General features: G+C 71.5%; 17 protein-coding genes. 13 read left to right on the top strand and 4 right to left on the bottom strand.

The annotated features are described in order from the left end of the window. Positions 1-5: 5 nt before the first annotated feature. Positions 6-647, bottom strand: a complete 642-nt coding sequence (locus tag RE027_RS07415; protein ID WP_368807613.1) for a hypothetical protein — start codon at positions 645-647, stop codon at positions 6-8. Between the two features lie 71 nt (positions 648-718). Between RE027_RS07415 and RE027_RS07410 the strand changes: the two genes are divergently transcribed. From RE027_RS07410 to RE027_RS07390, 5 genes are all read left to right on the top strand, one after another. Further along, positions 719-1,207, top strand: a complete 489-nt coding sequence (locus RE027_RS07410; RefSeq protein ID WP_368807612.1) for a MarR family winged helix-turn-helix transcriptional regulator — start codon at positions 719-721, stop codon at positions 1,205-1,207. Positions 1,208-1,269: 62 nt separating this feature from the next. Next, positions 1,270-1,749, top strand: coding sequence for a DoxX family protein (locus tag RE027_RS07405; RefSeq protein WP_368807611.1), 480 nt, complete (start codon positions 1,270-1,272; stop codon positions 1,747-1,749). Between the two features lie 226 nt (positions 1,750-1,975). Next, positions 1,976-3,847, top strand: coding sequence for an ABC transporter ATP-binding protein (locus RE027_RS07400; RefSeq protein WP_368807610.1), 1,872 nt, complete (start codon positions 1,976-1,978; stop codon positions 3,845-3,847). 3 nt (positions 3,848-3,850) lie between these two features. Further along, positions 3,851-4,420: a DUF421 domain-containing protein gene (locus RE027_RS07395; RefSeq protein WP_368807609.1), complete on the top strand. Its 570-nt coding sequence runs from the start codon at positions 3,851-3,853 to the stop codon at positions 4,418-4,420. A 217-nt stretch (positions 4,421-4,637) separates the two neighbouring features. Beyond that, on the top strand, positions 4,638-5,417 hold the full coding sequence (locus RE027_RS07390) for an alpha/beta fold hydrolase (protein ID WP_368807608.1): 780 nt from the start codon (positions 4,638-4,640) through the stop codon (positions 5,415-5,417). Between the two features lie 583 nt (positions 5,418-6,000). Here RE027_RS07390 and RE027_RS07385 read toward each other — a convergent pair. Continuing rightward, complete coding sequence (locus tag RE027_RS07385; protein WP_368807607.1) at positions 6,001-6,504, bottom strand: DUF4231 domain-containing protein; 504 nt, start codon at positions 6,502-6,504, stop codon at positions 6,001-6,003. Between the two features lie 317 nt (positions 6,505-6,821). Here RE027_RS07385 and RE027_RS07380 point away from each other — a divergent pair, with 317 nt between their 5' ends. Continuing rightward, a complete protein-coding gene (locus tag RE027_RS07380; RefSeq protein WP_368807685.1) occupies positions 6,822-12,035 on the top strand; it encodes an nSTAND1 domain-containing NTPase in 5,214 nt (1,737 codons plus the stop codon). Between the two features lie 131 nt (positions 12,036-12,166). On the opposite strand, the gene RE027_RS07375 is transcribed toward RE027_RS07380, so the two are convergent. Further along, entirely contained in the window at positions 12,167-12,403 is a 237-nt protein-coding gene (locus RE027_RS07375; RefSeq protein ID WP_368807606.1) for a DUF6953 family protein, read from the bottom strand. A 161-nt stretch (positions 12,404-12,564) separates the two neighbouring features. Then, on the bottom strand, positions 12,565-13,092 hold the full coding sequence (locus RE027_RS07370) for a 2'-5' RNA ligase family protein (protein ID WP_368807605.1): 528 nt from the start codon (positions 13,090-13,092) through the stop codon (positions 12,565-12,567). 107 nt (positions 13,093-13,199) lie between these two features. Here RE027_RS07370 and RE027_RS07365 point away from each other — a divergent pair, with 107 nt between their 5' ends. From RE027_RS07365 to RE027_RS07335, 7 genes are all read left to right on the top strand, one after another. Next, the gene (locus tag RE027_RS07365; protein ID WP_368807604.1) at positions 13,200-14,309 is read left to right on the top strand and encodes an ABC transporter ATP-binding protein; all 1,110 of its coding nucleotides are present in this window, start codon (positions 13,200-13,202) and stop codon (positions 14,307-14,309) included. Beyond that, a complete protein-coding gene (locus RE027_RS07360) occupies positions 14,306-14,986 on the top strand; it encodes an ABC transporter permease (RefSeq protein ID WP_368807603.1) in 681 nt (226 codons plus the stop codon). The genes RE027_RS07365 and RE027_RS07360 overlap by 4 nt, the downstream gene beginning before the upstream one ends. Continuing rightward, entirely contained in the window at positions 14,983-15,654 is a 672-nt protein-coding gene (locus RE027_RS07355) for an ABC transporter permease (protein ID WP_368807602.1), read from the top strand. Before RE027_RS07360 ends, RE027_RS07355 begins: the two co-directional genes overlap by 4 nt. Positions 15,655-15,723: 69 nt before the next feature. Further along, a complete protein-coding gene (locus RE027_RS07350; protein ID WP_368807601.1) occupies positions 15,724-16,662 on the top strand; it encodes an ABC transporter substrate-binding protein in 939 nt (312 codons plus the stop codon). Positions 16,663-17,213: 551 nt separating this feature from the next. Next, positions 17,214-19,097: an amylosucrase gene (locus tag RE027_RS07345; protein WP_438612422.1), complete on the top strand. Its 1,884-nt coding sequence runs from the start codon at positions 17,214-17,216 to the stop codon at positions 19,095-19,097. Between the two features lie 3 nt (positions 19,098-19,100). Continuing rightward, entirely contained in the window at positions 19,101-19,418 is a 318-nt protein-coding gene (locus RE027_RS07340; RefSeq protein WP_368807600.1) for a DMT family transporter, read from the top strand. A gap of 7 nt (positions 19,419-19,425) precedes the next feature. Then, the gene (locus RE027_RS07335) at positions 19,426-19,836 is read left to right on the top strand and encodes a DMT family transporter (RefSeq protein WP_387920395.1); all 411 of its coding nucleotides are present in this window, start codon (positions 19,426-19,428) and stop codon (positions 19,834-19,836) included. Positions 19,837-19,976 lie beyond the last annotated feature (140 nt).

Raw genomic sequence — 19,976 nt, 5'->3', positions numbered from 1 at the left:
GGGCGTCAGTTGAGGGCGGCGCCCCGGTAGACCTGTTCGACCTGTGCCTCGGTGAGCCGGGTGTCGATCACCGTGCTGCCCTCGGGGTCGTCCCGCAGGAAGCGCACGGGCCCGTGCGAGCCGATCTCCAGGAAGAGGGCCGCGTCGGCGTCGTAGACCGCCTCCACGACGGTGCGGAACCGGGAGCCGCGCACCGGGGTGACGGACAGCCCGATCCGGGCGCGCACGCGCCCGTCGTCCTGTGCGCCGCCGTCCGTCTCCATGAGGGGCTCGAGGGTGAGGTCCCGGACCACGCCCACGCCGTGGTCCACGACGTGGGCCAGCCGGGAGCCGAGCCGGCCCTGCGCCGTGGTGAAGGCGCGCCGCAGCCGTGCCGTCCACCACAGTGCCGTCGCCACGAGGATCACGGCGACGAGCGCGAGCAGCCACGCGGAGCCGGAGCGGGACCACTGCTGCCACAGCAGGACCACGGCGAGCGCGGTCACCAGCGGCACCACGAGCAACATCGAGGTGCTCAGCCGCTCGCCCAGTGGTGCGCGCCCGGTCGCGCCGTCGCCGCGCGCCGTGCGCAGCCGCTTCATCACCTGGACGTCGAAGTCGCGATCGTCCGCGGGAACGGGCCGGGGCCAGGTGCCGAGGGAGTCCATGGCTCCCATTATGGGTGCGCGGGGCGGGAGCGCGGACCGGCAGCCGGGCGCCGGCTCGTAGACTCGTGCCCATGACCGAGAACCGCTGGCTGTCCCCCGAGGAGCGCGAGGCCTGGCTGGCGCTCGTGTCCATCATGTTCACCCTGCCCGGCAGCATCGAGTCCCAGTTGCAGGCCGAGGCCGATCTGAGTCTCGCCGAGTACCTCGTCCTCGCGATGCTCTCCGAGGCCCCGGACAGGCGCCGGCGCATGTCCGACCTCGCGACGGCCACCAACACCTCGCAGTCCCGGCTGTCCCGGATCGTGGCGCGCCTCGAGCGCGACGACCTCGTGGTGCGCACGGGGGACGAGAAGGACAAGCGCGTGGTGCTCGCGGAGATCACCGACCGCGGCATGGCGAAGGTCGAGCAGGTGGCGCCGGGCCACGTCGCCCACGTCCGCCGGACGGTGATCGACCGGCTCACACCCGTCCAGGTCCAGCAGCTGGCCCTGATCGGGCGCCTCGTCGAGGACGACGCCCAGGGGCCCACCGCGCGCGGCATGGCCGCGGACCAGCTGTGACCGCCGGACACGCGACGCCACAAAGCTTGCCGAAGAAAGTACTTTCGCGCTAGGGTGATGACATGTCCACGACCCAGGTGCCCGAGCGCGCCACAGCCCCCCGTTCCTCCGCCCTCACCGGGTCCACCCCCGCGAGCGCCGGCCTGACCGTCCTGCGGGCCGTCCTCGGCCTCACGTTCCTGCTGCACGGCTGGCAGAAGTTCACCGAGTGGACCATCGCCGGCACCCAGGCCTCCTTCGCCGAGATGGGCGTGCCGCTGGCGGAGGTCGCGGCCCCCGCCGTCGCCGTCCTCGAGCTCGCCGGCGGGGCGCTGCTCGTCCTCGGCCTCGCCACCCGCGTGGTCGCCGCCCTGCTGGCCCTCGTCATGCTCGGTGCCCTCGTCCTCGTGCACCTGCCCGCGGGCTTCTTCGTGGCCGACGGCGGGATCGAGCTCGTCCTGCTGCTCGCCGCCGCGTCCCTGCTCTTCGCCCTCGCCGGGGCCGGCCGCTGGTCGGTGGACCACCTGATCGCGGCGAAGCGCCGGGCGGCCGCGCACTCCTGATCCCCCGCAGGTCCCTCCCGGTGCCCGCCGTACCGGGAGCACGGGCCCCCTGCCGCAGCCCCCTGCGGCAGGGGGCCCGTCGTCGTCCGGGCGCGGCGCCACGCCATCCGGCCCTCGGCGGGAGGTGTCGGCGCGGGCGCGTAAAATCGGTCCGGCGCGGCGCGCACCACCACGGCGCCGGGCCGGATCCAGCGCGGGCGACCCCCGCAGATCGGGAGCTCCACCCATGAGCATGCAGAACTCGCCGTACATGGTCCTGTGGCGGACCGTCCAGGGCCAGGAGGTCAAGGACCGCCGGATCAACCGGGACACCCTGCGGCGGATCGTGGTCTTCGCCCGCCCGCACCGCAAGCAGCTCACCGTCTTCCTGGTGATCTCGGTGCTCACGGCCCTGCTGGGCGTGGTCACGCCCATCCTGGCCGGGGACGTCGTCAACGCCATCACGGGGGGCGACGAGGTCTCCGTGGTGGTCTGGCTGGCCGTGGCCATCGCCGTCGTCGCGGTCGTCGACGCCGCGCTGGGCATCGTCAACCGGTGGCTGTCCTCGCGGATCGGGGAGGGGCTGATCCTGGATCTGCGCACCGCCGTCTACGAGCACGTGCAGCGGATGCCGATCGCCTTCTTCACCCGCACCCGCACCGGGGCCCTCGTGTCCCGGCTCAACAACGACGTGATCGGCGCGCAGCGGGCCTTCTCCAACACGCTCTCCGGCGTGGTCAGCAACATCGTCTCGCTGATCCTCACCGTCGTCGTCATGGTCACGATCTCGTGGCAGGTCACGGCGCTGTCCGTGCTGCTGCTGCCGATCTTCCTGGTGCCCGCCCGGGCCATGGGCGGTCGTCTGGCGAGACTCCAGCGGGAGGCGGCGCAGCACAACGCGAACATGTCCACGCAGATGACCGAGCGGTTCTCCGCCGGCGGCGCCACGCTCGTGAAGCTCTTCGGCCGACCCGAGGCGGAGTCCGCGGAGTTCGCCCGCCGGGCGGGGCGCGTGCGGGACATCGGCGTGCGGGTGGCGATGCTGCAGACGATCTTCGTCACGGCGCTGACCCTGGTCTCCGCCCTGGCCCTGGCGCTGGTCTACGGACTGGGCGGCGCGCAGGCCATCCTCGGCAACCTGGACGCGGGCGACGTCGTGACCCTCGCCCTGCTGCTCACCCGGCTGTACACCCCGCTGACCATGCTCGCCAACGCCCGGATGGACATCATGAGCGCCGTGGTCAGCTTCGAGCGCGTCTTCGAGATCCTCGACCTCGTGCCCCTGATCCAGGAGCGGCCCGGGGCCCGGGCCCTGCCCGCCGGCCCGGCGTCGGTGGAGTTCGACGACGTCCGCTTCGCCTACCCCTCCGCCGAGGAGGTCTCGCTGGCCTCGCTCGAGGACGTCGCGGTGCTCGACTCCCGGGGCGGCGAGGAGGTGCTGCACGGGGTGAGCTTCACGGTCCTGCCCGGGCACACCGTCGCCCTCGTCGGCTCCTCCGGCGCGGGCAAGTCCACCATCGCCCAGCTCGTGGCCCGGCTCTACGACGTCAGCTCCGGGGCGGTGCGGATCGGCGGCACGGACGTGCGGGACGCGACGTTCGCCTCGCTGCGGGAGACCATCGGGATGGTCACCCAGGACGGACACCTGTTCCACGAGTCGATCCGGGAGAACCTCGCACTGGTGAAGCCGGAGGCCACGGACGAGCAGCTGTGGGACGCCCTGGCCCGGGCACGGATGGACCACGTGATCCGCAGCCTGCCGGACGGGCTGGACACCGTGGTGGGCGAGCGCGGCTACCGGCTCTCCGGCGGCGAGCGGCAGCGGCTGACGATCGCCCGCCTGCTGCTGGCCGCTCCGCGCGTGGTCATCCTCGACGAGGCCACCTCGGCCCTGGACTCCACCAACGAGGCCCACGTCCAGGCGGCCCTGGGCGAGGCGATGGAGGGGCGCACCGCCCTGGTCATCGCCCACCGGCTCTCGACCATCCGCTCCGCCGACCAGATCCTGGTGGTCGAGGGCGGCCGGATCGTCGAGCGGGGCCGGCACGCCGAGCTGCTGGCGTCCGGCGGGCGCTACGCGGAGCTCTACGAGACCCAGTTCGCGGACCAGGAGGTCTAACCGGTGCTCGACGACGTCACGACCCGCCTCGGGGTGGACGCCCCGGGCGCGCTCGCGGTGGTGCTCTCGGCGGTGGGGATCTACCTGGCCTTCCTGCTCATGGTGCGCCTGTTCGGGCAGCGCGTGCTGTCCCGGCTGTCCACCTTCGACGTGGTCGTCGCGGTGATGCTCGGCGCCGTGGCCGGGCGCGTGGTCCTGGGGGACACGCCCACGCTCGTCGCGGGCGTGCTCGGGCTCGGCACGCTGTTCGCCCTGGAGGCGGGCTTCGGCCAGCTCCGCTCCGGGATCCGGGTGTCCGCGCTGATGAACAACCGGGCCGTGCTCCTGGTGGCGGGCGACCGGGTGCTGAAGACCAACCTGCGCCGGGTCCACGTGGTGGAGGCCGAGCTCTTCGGGGCCCTCCGGCGGGCCGGCATCCGCAACCTGGGCGAGATCGCGTGCGTGATCTTCGAGGCCTCCGGCACGATCAGCGTGCTCCGTCGCGGTGCCCCGGTGGACCCCCAGTTCCTGGAGGGCGTGCGGGACGGGCACCTGGTGCCGCGGGAGCTGCTGCAGGAGCCGGGCACCGGCTGAGGGGGATGCTCCCGCAGCCCCGTGCCGCGGGAGAGGATGATGACCATGACAGCGCCGAGGACGTGTCCGGGACCGTGGCGTCCCGGGCGGGTCGCCGATCCGCCCCGGACGACCTGACGTCGTGGGACCGGACGATCAGGGCCCGGAGGGGGACTGCGGCCCACGACCGGCGGCCACGCCAGGACACGCCCGGCAGCCCGCGTTCGAGTGGCGGCGGGTGCGCGTGGGACCCCGTGCGGTGGACGTGCGCGGCACCTTCGACCCCGCGCTGCCCCCGGTAGTGCTCGTGCACGGCATCGGGGTCTCTGGGGAGTACTTCCTCCGTCTGGCGAAGCGGCTCGCGGCCACGCACGATGTGTATGCGCTGGACCTTCCCGGCTCCGGGACCACGCCGAAGCCGCCTCGACCGCTGACCATGGCGGAGCTCGGGTACGTCGTCGTGGGAGCGGCCGCGGAGCTGGGGCTGGAGCGGTCCGCGGCCATCGGCCACTCCATGGGGTGCCAGATCGTGGTGCACGCGGTCAAGGACCATCCCGGAGCGTGCTCCGCCTATGTCCTGCTGGGTCCCGCCGTGGACCCGGACGCCCGCGGTCTGCTGGTGCAGGCCCGGCGGCTGATGCGGGACGCGCTGCGCGAACCCCTGGACACCCTCGCCGTGGTGCTCCGCGGCTACGTCCGGATGGGCCCGGTGCGGTTCCTGCGCACCGCCCGTTACCTGCTCCGCGACCGGATCGAGGAGAACATCCGCGGGTGCACGGTCCCCGGTCTGGTCGTGCGCGGGCAGAGGGATCCGGTCTCCCGGCGGGACTGGGCACGGCACCTGGCCCGCTCCGCCCCCGACGCCGGCTTCCTCGAGATCCCCGGTGCTCCGCACGCCGTGCAGCACACTCACCCGGGGGACGTCGCCGCAGCGTGCGTGCGCTTTCTCACCGACCGGCGCACCGGGTATCCGGGGCCCGGGACGGACCACGGGGGAGCGCGGGACGACGGGCCGTGACCGTCATCGGATTCATGCCCTCACGAGCAGATCAGCCCCGACTGGATGTTGCAGGACGTGCAGCACGCCGAGCAGGCCAGGTCCGAGACGCCATGTGGTCGGATCATTTTAGCCGGTGGTCACGGGCCCAGGGCCATTCCGAGTTCGCCTGGTCGTGGCTTGGGGCGGCTCTGGCGACCACTCGGTTGCCCCTCGGCGCCGTCTCGGCGCTACCAACCCGAGGTCCTGAGCAGGCGGCCGCGACCTGGGCAATCTAAGTTCCCCGGCAGGTTTTGGATGGCTCCGGGAAGCGGCAGCAACTCAACGAGGGCATCACCGGCGACCCGTGGTCGCACGAGGCGCTCCGCCAGCAGCGCCTGGAGGAGTGCATGGAAATCATACGACGGCTGTTGGCCGGCGAGGTTGTCACCCACCAGGGTTGGTCTCCGTCTCGGACGCGAAGCTGTGGAAAATCCCGCTCCCGGTGCCGGCACTGATCGTTCCCGTGCTCACCCAGGCCACGGCTTACCGCAGCGCAGCCTGGGTGGGGGGCTCAGCACCATTACTCAGCCCGCGAGGCGCTGGAGGACAGCACGGGACCGGGTCACTCCTCGTGTCTCCGAGATGCCTTGCTGGCGGTTCCGGCCCAGGTGGTGCTCTCCTTGGTGACGGCTTCATGCATGAACCGGACCAGTTCGTCCCGCCTGGTTCGTGGGTCGTCGTAGGGAGTGGTGCCGGCGGCGAAGGAGAACCCGTGCTGGCGCATGAGTTCGGCGGTGGCACGGTAGTTGATCCAGTTGGCGTGGAACTGCCCGATCTTCTGCACACCCTCGACGACGACGATGGTTGCGCCGACGCTCGCGGTGATGGGGGCCGGTGCGCCGAGGGCCGCCAGCACCGTCACGGCGGCGGCGGCGCCCAGCGCCAGGAGGTCGAGGAACAGGTGCGCCTTCCGGTTGCGCCCGGCGGCGCGGTCGTACCAGCTGAACTGGACACAGAACTGCCGCCACACCAGACTCGCCGCGTCGGCGGAGTCGTCGGGGCGGGGCAGGGAGCTCGTCATCTTCTCCCACTCCCTGTCCGGGAGCTCGGCTTCCTCAGCGCTCATCGTGCCACCTCCTGCAGTACGTCTCCCGGGGGCACGGTTCTCGGAACTTGCTCCTGCCCGGGTGTTGACCGGCATGTTTCGGGACGAGGCGGGTGATGACCGGAGTGTAGGACCGATGCCCATGAGGAGCAACGACGATCGATGCGTCGGCTTCGAGGAAGCGGGTTCCGGATCGATCGGTCACGTCACAATGTCGATGATTTCGACTGTTGCTGACCGGTAAGGATTGAAGTCAGCCGGACCGCGGCGGACCATGTGACGCAAGTCGGGCTGCTCTCGAGAGCAGGCGCGGACCGAGGATGAGGTGGGTGACGGACATGCCTCGGGTGTTCTTGAGCCATTCGGGCCGGAACAAGCGGGAGGCCGTCGCGCTGAAGCGGTGGCTGGTGGACCAGGAACCGGGTCTGGCGGAGGAAGTGTTCTTGGACCTCGATCCGGTCACGGGCATCCAACCCGGTGAGCGGTGGAAGGAGGCGCTGCAGCGCTCGAACGCCCGTTGCGAGGCAGTGATCTGCCTCCTCTCCGCGCACTGGGAGGCATCGTACGAGTGCCGGACCGAGTACCGGGCCGCGGAGGCGCTGAACAAGCTGATCTTTTGCGCGCGCCTGGAGCCGGAGGCCACCGGAGAGATCACTGGTGAGTGGCAACGATGCGACCTGTTCGGACAAGGTCCGACGACCGAGATTCCGGTCCTCCTCGACGGGCAGCGCAGCAACGTCGCCTTCCTGACCGAGGGGCTGCACCGACTGCTCCGGGGTCTGCGCCGGGCGGGCATCGGGGCCGAGCACTTCGCTTGGCCTCCGCCGAACGATCCGGACCGGGCACCCTATCGAGGGTGGGAGCCGCTGGAGGAAGTGGATGCGGCCGTGTTCTTCGGCCGGGATGCCCAGATCGTGCGGGGCCTGGACGCGTTGCGCGGCATGCGTGGTGCGGGTGTGGAGTCCTTGTTCGTGATTCTCGGTCCCTCCGGCGTGGGCAAGTCCTCGTTCCTGCGTGCGGGACTGCTGCCGCGACTGCGTCGGGACGACCGGCACTTCGCGCTCCTTGACATCATGCGGCCGGAGCGTCGCGCCCTCACAGGTGATCAGGGCTTCGCCCATGCACTCTACTTCTTCCGCACCCGCTTGGGGCTGACGTCTCCGGCGCTGGGAGAGATCAAGGCGGCCTGCATGAGAGCAGAGGTGGACCGGTTGCAGTCCTGGCTCTCCGAGGCCCGCCGTGCCGCCGCCGAACGTCTGCCGCGAGAATCGGTCGGGACGCCGCCACCCACACTGGTCCTGCCGCTGGATCAGGCCGAGGAGCTCTTCAGCGTCGATGCCGGGACGGAGGGCCCGCAGTTCCTGCACCTGCTGGCCCAGTTGTTGCGTGGGGAGAGTGGGACCGTCCCGGCGCTGGTCGTGGCCGGAACCATCCGCGCAGATCTCTACGAGTCCTTCCAGACCGCACCGGCCCTGGCCGGGGTGCAGAGCGTTGTCTTCGACGCCCTCAAGCCCATGCCGATCGCCCAGTTCAAGGAGGTCATCCTCGGTCCGGCCGAGCGGGCCGCCGCCGCAGGACGTCCGCTGAAGATCGAGCCGGCGCTCGTGGACCGGCTGCTGTCCGACAGTGAGCAGGGTGCGGACACGCTGCCGCTGCTGTCGCTGACCCTGGCACGCCTGTACCGGGACCACGGCGGGACGGGGACACTGACCCTCCAGGGCTACGAGGCGATGGGGGGCATGGCCCAGGTCGTCCAGGCCGAGATCGATGCCCTGCTGGCAGCGGACCCGTCGGTGCGGCAGGCCCAGCTCGCCCTCCTGCGGTCCGCGTTCATTCCCTGGCTGGCGACCGTCAACCCCGACAGCGACCAGCCCGTCCGCCGGGTCGCACGCTACGGCGATCTGCCGCCCGCGTCCCGTCCGCTGATCGACGCCATGGTGGAGGAGCGCCTCCTGGTCAAGGACATCCGCGGCGGGACGACCGTCGTGGAGGTGGCCCTGGAGAGCCTGTTGCGTCAGTGGGATGACCTGGTCGGATGGCTGGCCGCTGAGCGGGAGTACCTCAAGGAGGCCGACAACCTCGAACGTGCCGCGCTGGCATGGGAGCACAACGAGCACGACGACGCCTGGCTGCTCCAGGGACAGCGGCTCGCCCGGGCGGAAGCGCTGACCGCCAAGCCTCACTTCGCCAGGCGTCTCGAGGTCGCCGGTCCGTTCATGGCGTCCTCCCGGAAGCGGGAGGACGACCGGATCTCGGCCGACAGACGACGACGGGAGGCGGAACTCCAGGCCGCCCGCGACAAGCAGCAGGCGGCCGAGGCGCTGGCGGCCGCGGAGCTGGAGGCCCGGGAGAGGGCGCAAACCCATGCCGTCGTTCTCCGGCGGCGATCACGGACGCTGATGGCCGTGCTGGCAGTCGCCGTGGTCGTCGCGATGGCCGCCGTTCTGGGTTTCGTGCGCGCCTCGGAGGCTGAGAACGAAGCGAATGAACGGACTCGGGAAGCCATTGCCCTGCAACTCACCGCCGAGGCCCAGAGCATGCTCGCCGATGCTCGTCCGGGCGGTGACGTCCGGGCGCTGCATCAACTGCTGATCGCCCATGAACTTTCGCCCACGGCGCAAAGCCACGATGGGCTCCTCCACGGGATCGCCGCTCGACGTCACCTGGAGAGCATCATCGAAGCCGGATCCACGTCAAATGAGATAACGATCAGCCACGGTGATGAGCGGGTGGCGTTCAGCCTGGACGGGCAACGCCTGGTGACGGCCGGATACGACGGAACGGTGCGGGTGTGGGAGGCCGGGTCCGGGCGACCGGTGGGGGAACCCATCATCGCGCCCGAGACTGGATTGCTCGATGTGGTCTTCAGCGCGGACGGTGAACAGGTGGTGACGGCCGGAACCGACGGAACGGTGCAGGTGTGGGACGTCGGGTCCGGACGGTCCGTGAGGGACCCGATCACTGGACCAGGAACTGAGCACGTGGTCCTGAACCCGGACGGAAAGCTGTTCATGACGAGCAGGATGCAACGGCCGGTGCAGGTGTGGGACGTGCAGACGGGGGAACCGGTGGTAGAGCTGATCGGAGGGCCCGATACCGGGCTGCTCGGGATGGCGTTCAGCGCCGATGGGCAACAGGCAGTGACGAGCACGGAGGACGGGACGCTGCAGGTGTGGGACGTCAGGTCCGGGCAACCGGTAGGGACACCCATTGCCGGTCCTTCCATTCTCGGACCCGAGGACGGAGTGAGCAGCGTGGCGTTCAGTCCGGACGGGGCTCACATCATGACCACTAGCTGGAAGGGGGCGGTCCAGACGTGGGAGATCGGCACAGGACAGCCCACAGGGGAGCCGGTCACCGGGTCCGATAACAGTGTCGGCGGAGTGGTCATCAGTCCGCACGGGCGCCACTTTGTGTCGGGTGTCGGTGAGCGGACGGTGCGGTTGCGGGACGTGCAATCCGGCGAGCCCCTCGGAGAGCCGATGATTGGGCACGAGGGCGGGGCGTTCGGTGTGGCCTTCAGCCGGGACGGGCACCGAGTGGCGACGGCAGATGCCGAGGGAACGGTGCGGGTGTGGAACCCGCAGAGCGCGGAGCCGGTGGGGGAGTCCATCACTCGACCCGCAGACCGAGTGGTCAGCGTGGGATTCAGCGCGGACGGAGCCCAGATCGTGACCGGCAGCGGGGACGGGACGGTGCGGGTGCGCGACGCCCGGACCGGCGAGCTGTTGGGCGAGTCGTTGGGCGAGCCGGTGGGCGGGCCCGCGGACTGGGTGACCAGTGTGGCATTCAGCCGGAACGGGCAATGGGTGGTTTCTGGGAGTGGTGATGGGAGTTCACGGGTCTGGGAGGTGCAGTCCGGTCGGCCCCTGGGGGAGCTGATTCGCGCGCACGGCCGCTGGGTGGAGCATGTGGCGTTCACCGCGAACGACAGTCACATCGTCACCGGTGGTGTGGACCTGACGGTGCAGGTCTGGAGCGCGAGGACCGGGGAGACCCAGGAGGAGCCGATCATCGGCCCCAGCGCGGACATGGGCGGCGTCGCCTTCAGCCTGGACGGGCGGCGATTCTCGGGTATCGAGTCCGATGGGACGGTACGGGTGTGGGAGGTGCAGTCCGGGCAGCCGGTGGGGGAGCCGATCTCCGGACATGGCGGTGGCGTGATGAGTGTGGCGCTGAGTCCGGACGGGCGGCAAGTACTGACAAGCAGCTTCGACGGGACCGTGCAGCTGTGGGACGTGCACACCGGGGAGCCGCTGAGGGAGCCGATCACCGGATCGGGTGATGACGCCGGCTCTGTGGTCTTCAGCCCGGACGGACAGCGTTATGCGACCAGCGGACGCGATGGGACGGTGCAGGTGTGGGAGGTCCGGTCCGGGCAGCCGGTGGGGAAGCCGATCACCGGCTCCGGGGAGGTCCTGAACAGTGTGGTGTTGAATGTGAACGGGCACAGGGTCGCGACGGTCGGATCCGACTGGACGGTGCGGCTGTGGGACGTGCAGTCCGGGCACCTGATAGGGGAGCCGATCAGCGGGCAGGCGGGTGGTGTGATGAGCGTGGCGCTGAGTCCGGACGGACGGCAGGTGGTGACCATAGATTTCGAAGGCGTGGTGCAGCTCTGGGAGGCACAGTCCGGGCAGCCGTCGGGGGAACCCATTCTCGGGGCTGAAGAAAACGTGGCCAGTGTCGGATTCAGTCCCGACGGGCAGCAGCTGGTGTCGGGGAGTCGGGACGGCACGGTCCGGGTCTGGGACGCCCAGAGCGGAGAGCTTGTGAGCGGACCGACCCTCGGACACGGGGGTGATGTGACCCAGGTGGCCTTCAGCTCGGACGGGCAACGGTTCATGACGAGCGGGACGCACTATTCGGTACGGGTATGGGACCCGAGGCACGGAGAAATCGTCCGGGAACCGTTGCCTGTGCACGCGGAGGTGGTCAATCGTTTGACGGTCAGCTCGGACGGTCAGAGGTTCGTGACTGGCGATTCCGAGGGGACGGTGCGGGTGTGGGAGACGCAGTCCGGCCAGCAGGTGGGCCAACCCATGACGGGACACGAGGACCAAGTGTCCATTTCAGCACTGAGCGCGGACGGACGACGCGTGGCGACGGTCGATCTCGATGGGACGGTGCGGGTGTGGGACGTGGAGTCCGGGCAACTGGCCGGCAAGCCGATCACCGGGACCGAGGAAGACGGGTTGAGCAGTATCGCGCTCAACCCGGACGGTACGCAGGTCGTGGGAGGCGGTTTTGACGGAACCGTGCGGGTGTGGAAGACAGAGTCCGCTGACATGGTGGGGGAGCCGATAGCCGGGCACCAGGGCGGGGTGGCTCTGGTGGCCTTCAGCCCGGACGGACAATGGATGATGTCGCTCGGTGGTAATGGAACGCTGCGCAGGTGGCCCCCGGTGCAGACATGGACCGAGCTGCTTTGCGCCAAGCTCACCCACAATGTCAGCCAAGAGCAGTGGAACGAGTGGGTGTCCGAGGACATCGACTACCGCGAGAACATCTGCCCAGGACTGCCCGTCCGTACCGACGACGCCGACGACTGAGACCGGGGCCTGAGTCGGGGACCTCCGGTAGGCCTCTCCGATGAATTCTCACTGCTGGAGGGAACTCGAAAACACAACCGGTCCCGGCCGCAGCGCTTCGACCGGCCGTCGGCGGGCGCGCCTGGCTTGGTTCAGCCCTTGAGGGACCAGAACCGGCGGTCCCGGTCCCACTGCACCGTGCCGCCGTGGGCCTTGCGGAACTCGGCGAGGACTTCCTTGCTGATCGCGGTGTGCCCGTTCTCCAGGGTGCGGACCCACTCGGGGCCGAAGGTCTCCGGGATCTCCTGCACGGCCTGGTCCTGGGACAGCCGCCCCTCGGTGCGGATCCGGTCGACCATCCAGCCGGCGATGTCCTGTGCGCTCGTCATGCTCCGAGCCTACGCGGCTCCGCGCACCCTTTCCGCCCGGGGACGCCGGGGCCGCTCCCGCCGGTGCGACCGGCGGCGAGGACGGTGGCGAGGACGGCGGGGCCGCGCGCAGGTGCGACGGGGCCGGGTGCCGCAGCCGCGCCGAGGGCGGGGCCGACCGCTCAGGCCAGCCGCACCACCGTGCGGGCGTCCGAGTCCCAGCGGCGCAGCGAGACCGCCCGCAACGGGGCGGGGTGCGGCTCGAGGACGTCCAGCGCGGCGGCCACCTGGTCCGGGTGCATCCGGCGGGCCAGGGTGACGTGCGGGGTCCAGGCCCCGGGGAACGAGGTGCGCGGCTGCCCGGGCACGGGCCCGACGGCGTCCCAGACCCGCCGGTGCAGCTCGAGCAGCTCGGGGGTCGTCACCACCTGGCGGACCACCACGTAGCCGCCCCGTCCGGGACCGAAGAGCAGCACCCCCGCGCTGGCCAGCGGCAGGTCCACGAACCCGGCGGCGGCGGCGACCCGTTCGTCGATGCCCGGCACGGTCTCCGGCGCCAGCGAGGGCGCGGCCATGACGGTGATGTGGGGCCGGTTGGACGGGGAACGGTGCCGGCCGGAGCTGGGCAGGCCCGCCTCGATCAACCGGTCCCAGTCGGCGCGCACGGACGCCTCGGCGTCCTCGCCGAGCAGCAGTTCCAGACTGTGCACCGTCCACCTCCTCCGGTGCGGTGGCCGGGCCGCTCCGGTGGACGCGAGTCTAGCCGGGCGTCCGAGCCCCTTGCCTATACTGGCCGGACGGCAACGGGAGGACCTCCATGACCGACACCGCCATCCGTTTCGAGGGCGCCGGCAAGACGTACCCGGACGGGACGACCGCCGTCGAGGCCCTCGATCTCGAGATCCCGCGCGGATCGCTGACCGTCTTCGTCGGACCGTCCGGCTGCGGCAAGACCACGTCCCTGCGGATGATCAACCGGATGGTGGAGCCCACCTCCGGCACCGTCACCGTGGAGGGCCGGGACGTCACCTCCGTGCCGGCCCACGAGCTGCGCCGCTCCATGGGCTACGTGATGCAGCAGTCGGGGCTGCTGCCGCACCGCACCGTGGTCGACAACATCGCGACCGTCCCCCGGCTCAACGGCGTGCCGCGCAAGGAGGCCCGGGAGCGGGCCCGGGAGCTGCTGGCCACGGTGGGCCTCGACGCGGCCCTCGGCTCCCGCTATCCGTCCCAGCTCTCGGGCGGCCAGCAGCAGCGGGTGGGCGTGGCGCGGGCGCTCGCGGCCGATCCGCCGATCCTGCTCATGGACGAGCCGTTCTCCGCCGTGGACCCCGTGGTGCGCCAGGACCTGCAGCGCGAGCTGCTGGACCTCCAGCACCGCCTGCACCGCACGATCGTGTTCGTCACCCACGACATCGACGAGGCGGTCCTGCTCGGCAACAAGGTGGCCGTCTTCGCCACGGGCGGGCGCCTGGCCCAGTACGCCACGCCGGAGGAGCTGCTGCGCGCACCGGCCGACGACTTCGTGGCGGACTTCGTGGGCCGCGACCGCGGCTTCCGCTCCCTGACCTTCGACTCGGCCCATGACATCCCGGTGCGCTCCGTGGCGGTCCTCCGCCCGGACGGCACCCCGGGCGTCGTCGGACCCGGGGACGGGCCCTTCCCCGGGGGGTGGACCCTGCGGATCGGCGACGACGGCGCGCCGCGCGGCTGGGTGCGCACCGGGGCCGAGGAGGACCCCGTGGTCGGGGGCACCCTGCACCGGCCCGGCGGCTCCCTGCGCAGCGCCCTGGACGCCGCCCTGTCCTCGCCCTCGGGCCTGGCCGTGGTGGTCGACGACGACGGGCGGGCGATCGGCGTCATGGAGCCCGGCGAGATCATCGCCGCCATCGAGGACGCCCGGCTCGGCGGGAGGACCCCGCGGTGAACTGGACGAGCCGGAACTGGCCGTACGTCCTGGAGCTCACGGGCGCCCACGTCGTCCAGTCGGTGCTGCCCCTGCTGCTCGGCGCGCTGATCGCGATCCCGGTGGCCCGGCTCGCCGCCCGCAACCGCGCGCTGCGCCCCGTCCTCGTCACGGGCTCGTCCCTGCTCTACACGATCCCGTCCCTGACCCTGTTCGTGGTGCTGCCCCTGCTCCTGGGCACGCAGATCACCTCGGTGACGAACGTGATCGTGGCGCTGACGATCTACGTGGTGGCCATCCTCGTCCGCTCCTCCGTGGACGCCTTCGAGTCCGTGGACCGGGACGTCCTGCAGGCCTCCACCGCGATGGGCTACCGCCCGCTGCGCCGGTTCTTCGCGGTCGAGCTGCCGCTCGCGGTGCCCGTCCTGGTCGCCGGTCTCCGGGTCGCCTCCGTCAGCAACATCTCCATGGTCAGCGTGGGCGCCGTGATCGGCGTCCGGTCCCTGGGGACCCTGTTCACTGACGGGCTGCGCCGGTCCATCCTCGAGGAGATCGTGGTCGGCATCGTCCTCACCGTGCTCCTGGCGGTGCTCCTGGACCTGCTGCTGCGGGGCAGCGGGCACGTGCTGACCCGCTGGCAGCGGGCGGGCCGGACCCGCACACCCCTTCCGCGGGTGCGGAGAGGAGCGGTCGCATGAGCCTCTTCGGCACCGCCCTCTCCTGGCTGACCGACCCCGAGAACTGGTCCGGCGCCGCCGGCATCCCGGCCCGGCTGCTCGAGCACCTGACCTACAGCGGCCTGACCCTGGCCGTGGCCCTGGCCGTGGCGGTCCCGCTCGGTCTGTGGGTGGGCCACACGGGACGCGGCTCCGGCCTCGTGGTCGGCCTCGCCGGCGCCCTGCGCGCCCTCCCCACCCTCGGCCTGCTGACACTCTTCACCTTGCTGCTGGGGCTCGGGCTCGTGCCCCCGATCATCGCGCTGGTGCTGCTGGCGATCCCACCGATCCTCTCGGGCGCCTACGCCGGGATCGCCAACGTGTCCCCCGCCCTCAAGGACGCCGGGGCCGCCATGGGGATGACCGGGTGGCAGGTGCTGGCCCGCGTGGAGCTGCCCAACGCGCTGCCGGTCATCCTGGGCGGGATCCGCAACGCGGCCCTGCAGGTCGTGGCGACCGTGACCGTGGTCGCCTACATCAACCTCGGGGGGCTCGGCCGCTACCTCATCGACGGGCTCGCGGTGCGCGACTACTCGCGGATGCTCGGCTCCGTGGTGCTCGTGGCGGTCCTCGCGCTCGCCGTGGACGCCGTGCTCGCCCTGGCCCAGCGGCTGTCCACCTCCCCGGGCCTGCGCCTGGCCTCCACCTGACCCCTCCCGGCGTCCCGCGACGCCGCCCGACTGCCCGCACCGACCGCCCGCACCGACAGGAGAACCACCATGACCACTGCTCCCGCTTCCCTCCGCCGTTCCGCCGGCCCGGCCCTGGGGGTCGCCCTGCTGCTCGGGCTCACCGCCTGCGGGGGCGGTGACGACCCGCTCGCCGGGGGCGGGGACTCCTCGGCGGCACCCTCCGGGACCGTGACCGTGGGCTCGGCCGACTTCCCGGAGAGCGAGATCGTGGCCGAGCTCTACGCCGGGGCCCTGGAGTCCGCCGGGGTCGAGACGGAGACCTCCCTGGGGATCGGGGCCCGGGAGGCCTACGTGGGAGCGGTGCAGGACGGGTCCGTCGACGTCGTCCCGGACTACTCCGGCAACCTCCTGCTCTTCGCCGACCCCGAGGCCACCGCGAGCTCGGCGGAGGAGATCATGGACGCCCTGCCGGGCGCGCTGCCCGAGGGCCTGACCGTCCTGGAGGCGTCCGAGGCGGAGAACAAGGACGCCATGGTGGTCACGCCCGCGACGGCGGAGCAGTACGGCCTGACGAGCATCGCGGACCTGGCGCAGGTGTGCGGTGAGCTGGTGATCGCGGGTCCGCCGGAGTTCGCCGAGCGCGCCTACGGCCTCGACGGCCTCGAGGAGAAGTACAACTGCGTGCCGCAGTCCTTCGAGCCGATCAACGACGGCGGCGGCCCGCTCACCGTCCAGGCCCTCCTGAACGGCGACGTGGACGTCGCCGACATCTTCACGACCACCCCGGCGATCGCCGACAACGACCTCGTGGTGCTGGAGGACCCGGAGAACAACTTCATCGCCCAGCAGGTCCTGCCGCTGGCCGCGGCGGACCGGCTGCCCCAGGAGGCGGTGGACGCCCTGAACGAGCTGTCCGGCAAGCTCACCACGGAGGACCTCATCGACCTGAACCGCAAGGTCAGCGGCGACCAGCCGGTGAGCCCGGCCGCCGCCGCCGAGGAGTGGCTCTCCGCCAACGGCTACTGAGCCCCCCGCAGGAGCAGCGTGGCCCGGGGACGTCCTCGCCCCTGGACCACGGTGCTCCCACGGGCGCTGGCCCCACGGGCGCTGCTCCCGTGGGAGGTGCCCTACGTCGGTGTTCCGCGGGTGGTGCCCCATGGGCGGCTCCTCCCGGGCCGCCGCGGCGGGACCCGTCCTGCACAGGGTTCTCCACACGCCCGGCACTGTGTCCCCACCTCCCGGGGCCTCGGCGCCCTGTGCGGACGCGGGAGCCACAGGGGGTCACCCCCGGTGCCCCAACGTCCGTCCACACCTGTGGACAACTCTGTGCACAGGGATGTGGAGGGGCATCCGCTGAAATCACCGGGGCGCATCAGTATGCTGAGGTGCGGGTCGCTCCCGCCGCCGGGCGAGGACGTGCCCGTGACCATCCGAGGGCTCGTCGTCAAGGAGGATCTCGAGTTCGGAGACCGCCCCGCCCAGGAGTGGACGACCGAAGGAGCAGTGTGCTGAACACCAGTCCGCCCGGGATCCCGGGCCTCTCGCTCGAGAACCAGGCCCGTGTGATCACCGAGTCCGTGCGTCAGCAGGTGCGCGAGCGCCGTCCGGCCGAGCTGCCGGACGCCGGCTGGAAGGACTTCGACCGCCGGTTCGACGAGCACTTCCCCGGGCTGACCCTGCTCTTCGCCGAGGTCTACGGCCACCGCGAGGACTTCCTCGAGGAACTCACCGAGCTCGGCCTGCAGCTGGCGCGCTCCTGGGCCGAGCGCCCGGACGACCTCAAGGCCCTGGACGCGCGCCGGGAGCAGGACCCGGCGTGGTTCGGCTCGCGGCAGATGCTCGGCGGGGTCTGCTACGTCGACCGGTACGCCGGGAACCTGCGGGGGATCCGGGAGCAGATCCCGTACTTCCAGGAACTGGGCCTGACCTACCTGCACCTCATGCCCCTGTTCGAGGCCCCGGAGGGCAACTCGGACGGCGGCTACGCCGTGTCGTCATACCGCCGCGTGGACCCCCGGCTGGGGACCATGGAGGAGCTCGCCGAGCTGGGCCGGGAGCTGCGCCGGCACGGCATCAGCCTGGTCCTCGACTTCGTCTTCAACCACACCTCCAACGAGCACGAGTGGGCCCGCCGGGCCGCCGCCGGGGAGCAGGAGTACGAGGACTACTACTGGATCTTCCCGGACCGCACCGTCCCGGACCGGTTCGAGCGCACCACCCGCGAGATCTTCCCGGACGACCACTCGGGCTCCTTCACCCGGATCCGCGCCACCGAGGAGGACCCCCGGTGGGTGTGGAGCACGTTCTACTCCTTCCAGTGGGACCTCAACTACACCAACCCCGCGGTCTTCCGGGCCATGGCCGCGGAGATGCTCTTCCTCGCCGCCCAGGGTGTGGAGGTGCTGCGCATGGACGCCGTGGCCTTCATCTGGAAGCAGCTGGGCACCGCGTGCGAGTCCCTGCCGCAGGCCCACGTGCTGCTGCGCGCCTACAACGCGCTGTGCCGCATCGCCGCGCCGTCGGTGCTGTTCAAGTCCGAGGCGATCGTCCACCCGGACGAGGTGGCCCGGTACATCGAGCCCGGCCAGTGCCAGCTCTCCTACAACCCGCTGCAGATGGCCCTGACCTGGGAGGCGATGGCCACCCGGGAGCCCAAGCTGCTGGCCCAGGCCCTCGAGGAGCGCCACGCCCTGCCGCCCGGCACCGCCTGGGTGGACTACGTGCGGGGACACGACGACATCGGGTGGACGTTCTCCGACGAGGACGCGGCCCGGCTGGGCGTCGACGGCCACGACCACCGACGCTTTCTCAACGCCTTCTACACCGGCCGCCACCCCGGCAGCTTCGCGGACGGCGTGCCGTTCCAGGAGAACCCCCGCACCGGCGACTGCCGCGTGTGCGGGACCACCGCGTCGCTGCTCGGCCTCGCGGAGGACCCCGGCCCCGCCGTGGACCGGGTCCTGCTCGCCCACTCCGTGGCGATGAGCACCGGCGGCGTCCCGCTGCTGTATCTCGGGGACGAGGTCGGCCAGCTCAACGACCCCGCCTGGAACGAGGACCCGGCCCACGCCGGTGACGCCCGCTGGGTGCACCGGCCGCCGCGGCCCGTCCAGGACTACGAGCGCCGCCACGAGCTGTTCTCCGTGCAGGGCCGGATCTTCGGCGGCATCCGCCGGATGGTCGAGCTGCGCCGCAACGCCCCGGAGTTCGACGGCAACGCGCTCATCCCCTTCGACGCGCGCAACCCGCACGTGCTGGGCTACCAGCGCCCGGGCAGCAATACGCTGGTGCTGTGCCTGGCCAACTTCTCCGACTGGTCTCAGTTCGTCACGGGAGAGACTCTCTCGGGGTTCCTGCCCCAGGCCGTGGAGCTGCACGGGAACACCGAGCTCGACCTGCGCCACGGCCTGCTGATCGACTCCCACGGGTTCCTCTGGATCCGTGTGGTCCCGAAGCGCTGACCCGTGGGGGCTTGGGTCGTGCTCGTCCTGTCGGGCGTCCTCGAGGCGGTGTGGGCCTCCGCGCTCGGCGCCTCGGACGGTTTCCGCCGCCCGGTGCCGGTCGCGGTCTTCGCGGTGACGGCGGTCCTGAGTCTGCTCGGCCTCGCCCACGCCATGACGAGCCTGCCCACGGGCACGGCCTACGCGGTGTGGGTGGGCATCGGGGGAGCCCTCACCGTGGCATGGTCGATGCTGACCGGCCGCGAGGCGGCGACCGCTCTCAAGGTGCTGCTGGTGCTCGGGATCATCGGCTGCGTGATCGGACTGCGGCTTGTCGCCTGAGCCTCCGGTGACCGGACGTCCGTCGTCGCCCCTCCCGCCCCCTTCCTCCTCCTCGCCGGACGCGGCGGCCCGGCGGTCCCGGGCGTGGGGGCTGCTCGTCGTGAGCGGGGTCCTCGAGGCCGTGTGGGCCACGGCCCTGGGCGCGTCGGAGGGCTTCGCCCGGCCCGGCCCGACCGTGCTCTTCGTGGTGGCGCTGGTCCTCAGCATGCTCACCCTGGCCCGCGCCGCCCGGGTCGTGCCGATAGGCACCGCCTATGCCGTGTGGACCGGGATCGGGGCCGTGCTGACGGTCGCGTGGGCGGCCGGCACCGGACAGGAGACGATGTCCTGGGCCAAGGCGCTGTTCCTCGCGGGCATCGTCGCCTGCGTGACCGGGCTGCACGCCGCCGACGCGCCGCGCGAGGAACCGGCCCGGTGAGCACCCCCGGGGACCGCGAGCAGGCCCCTGACGCCCCGTTCGCTGACGTCCCGGCCGGGACGTCGCCGTCGCACTCTCCAGTCGTGCACCCTTCGCGGTGACCTCCCGGTTGCCGCGGTCCGGCCCTGGCGTCCCGGTGC

The organism is Kocuria sabuli (genome assembly GCF_040981185.1).
Taxonomy (GTDB): Bacteria; Actinomycetota; Actinomycetes; order Actinomycetales; family Micrococcaceae; genus Kocuria; species Kocuria sabuli.
The sequence above is the reverse complement of the archived record's forward strand: the minus strand, read 5'-3'. Positions and strand labels throughout refer to the sequence as shown.

Excerpts from the sequence above, each read along its gene's own strand:
- RE027_RS07380 (WP_368807685.1), top strand. The coding sequence starts at position 6,822 with ATGCCTCGGGTGTTCTTGAGCCATTCGGGCCGGAACAAGCGGGAGGCC.
- RE027_RS07375 (WP_368807606.1), bottom strand. The coding sequence starts at position 12,403 with ATGACGAGCGCACAGGACATCGCCGGCTGGATGGTCGACCGGATCCGC.
- RE027_RS07400 (WP_368807610.1), top strand. The coding sequence starts at position 1,976 with ATGAGCATGCAGAACTCGCCGTACATGGTCCTGTGGCGGACCGTCCAG.
- RE027_RS07405 (WP_368807611.1), top strand. The coding sequence starts at position 1,270 with ATGTCCACGACCCAGGTGCCCGAGCGCGCCACAGCCCCCCGTTCCTCC.
- RE027_RS07410 (WP_368807612.1), top strand. The coding sequence starts at position 719 with ATGACCGAGAACCGCTGGCTGTCCCCCGAGGAGCGCGAGGCCTGGCTG.
- RE027_RS07415 (WP_368807613.1), bottom strand. The coding sequence starts at position 647 with ATGGACTCCCTCGGCACCTGGCCCCGGCCCGTTCCCGCGGACGATCGC.
- RE027_RS07350 (WP_368807601.1), top strand. The coding sequence starts at position 15,724 with ATGACCACTGCTCCCGCTTCCCTCCGCCGTTCCGCCGGCCCGGCCCTG.
- RE027_RS07385 (WP_368807607.1), bottom strand. The coding sequence starts at position 6,504 with ATGAGCGCTGAGGAAGCCGAGCTCCCGGACAGGGAGTGGGAGAAGATG.
- RE027_RS07355 (WP_368807602.1), top strand. The coding sequence starts at position 14,983 with ATGAGCCTCTTCGGCACCGCCCTCTCCTGGCTGACCGACCCCGAGAAC.
- RE027_RS07365 (WP_368807604.1), top strand. The coding sequence starts at position 13,200 with ATGACCGACACCGCCATCCGTTTCGAGGGCGCCGGCAAGACGTACCCG.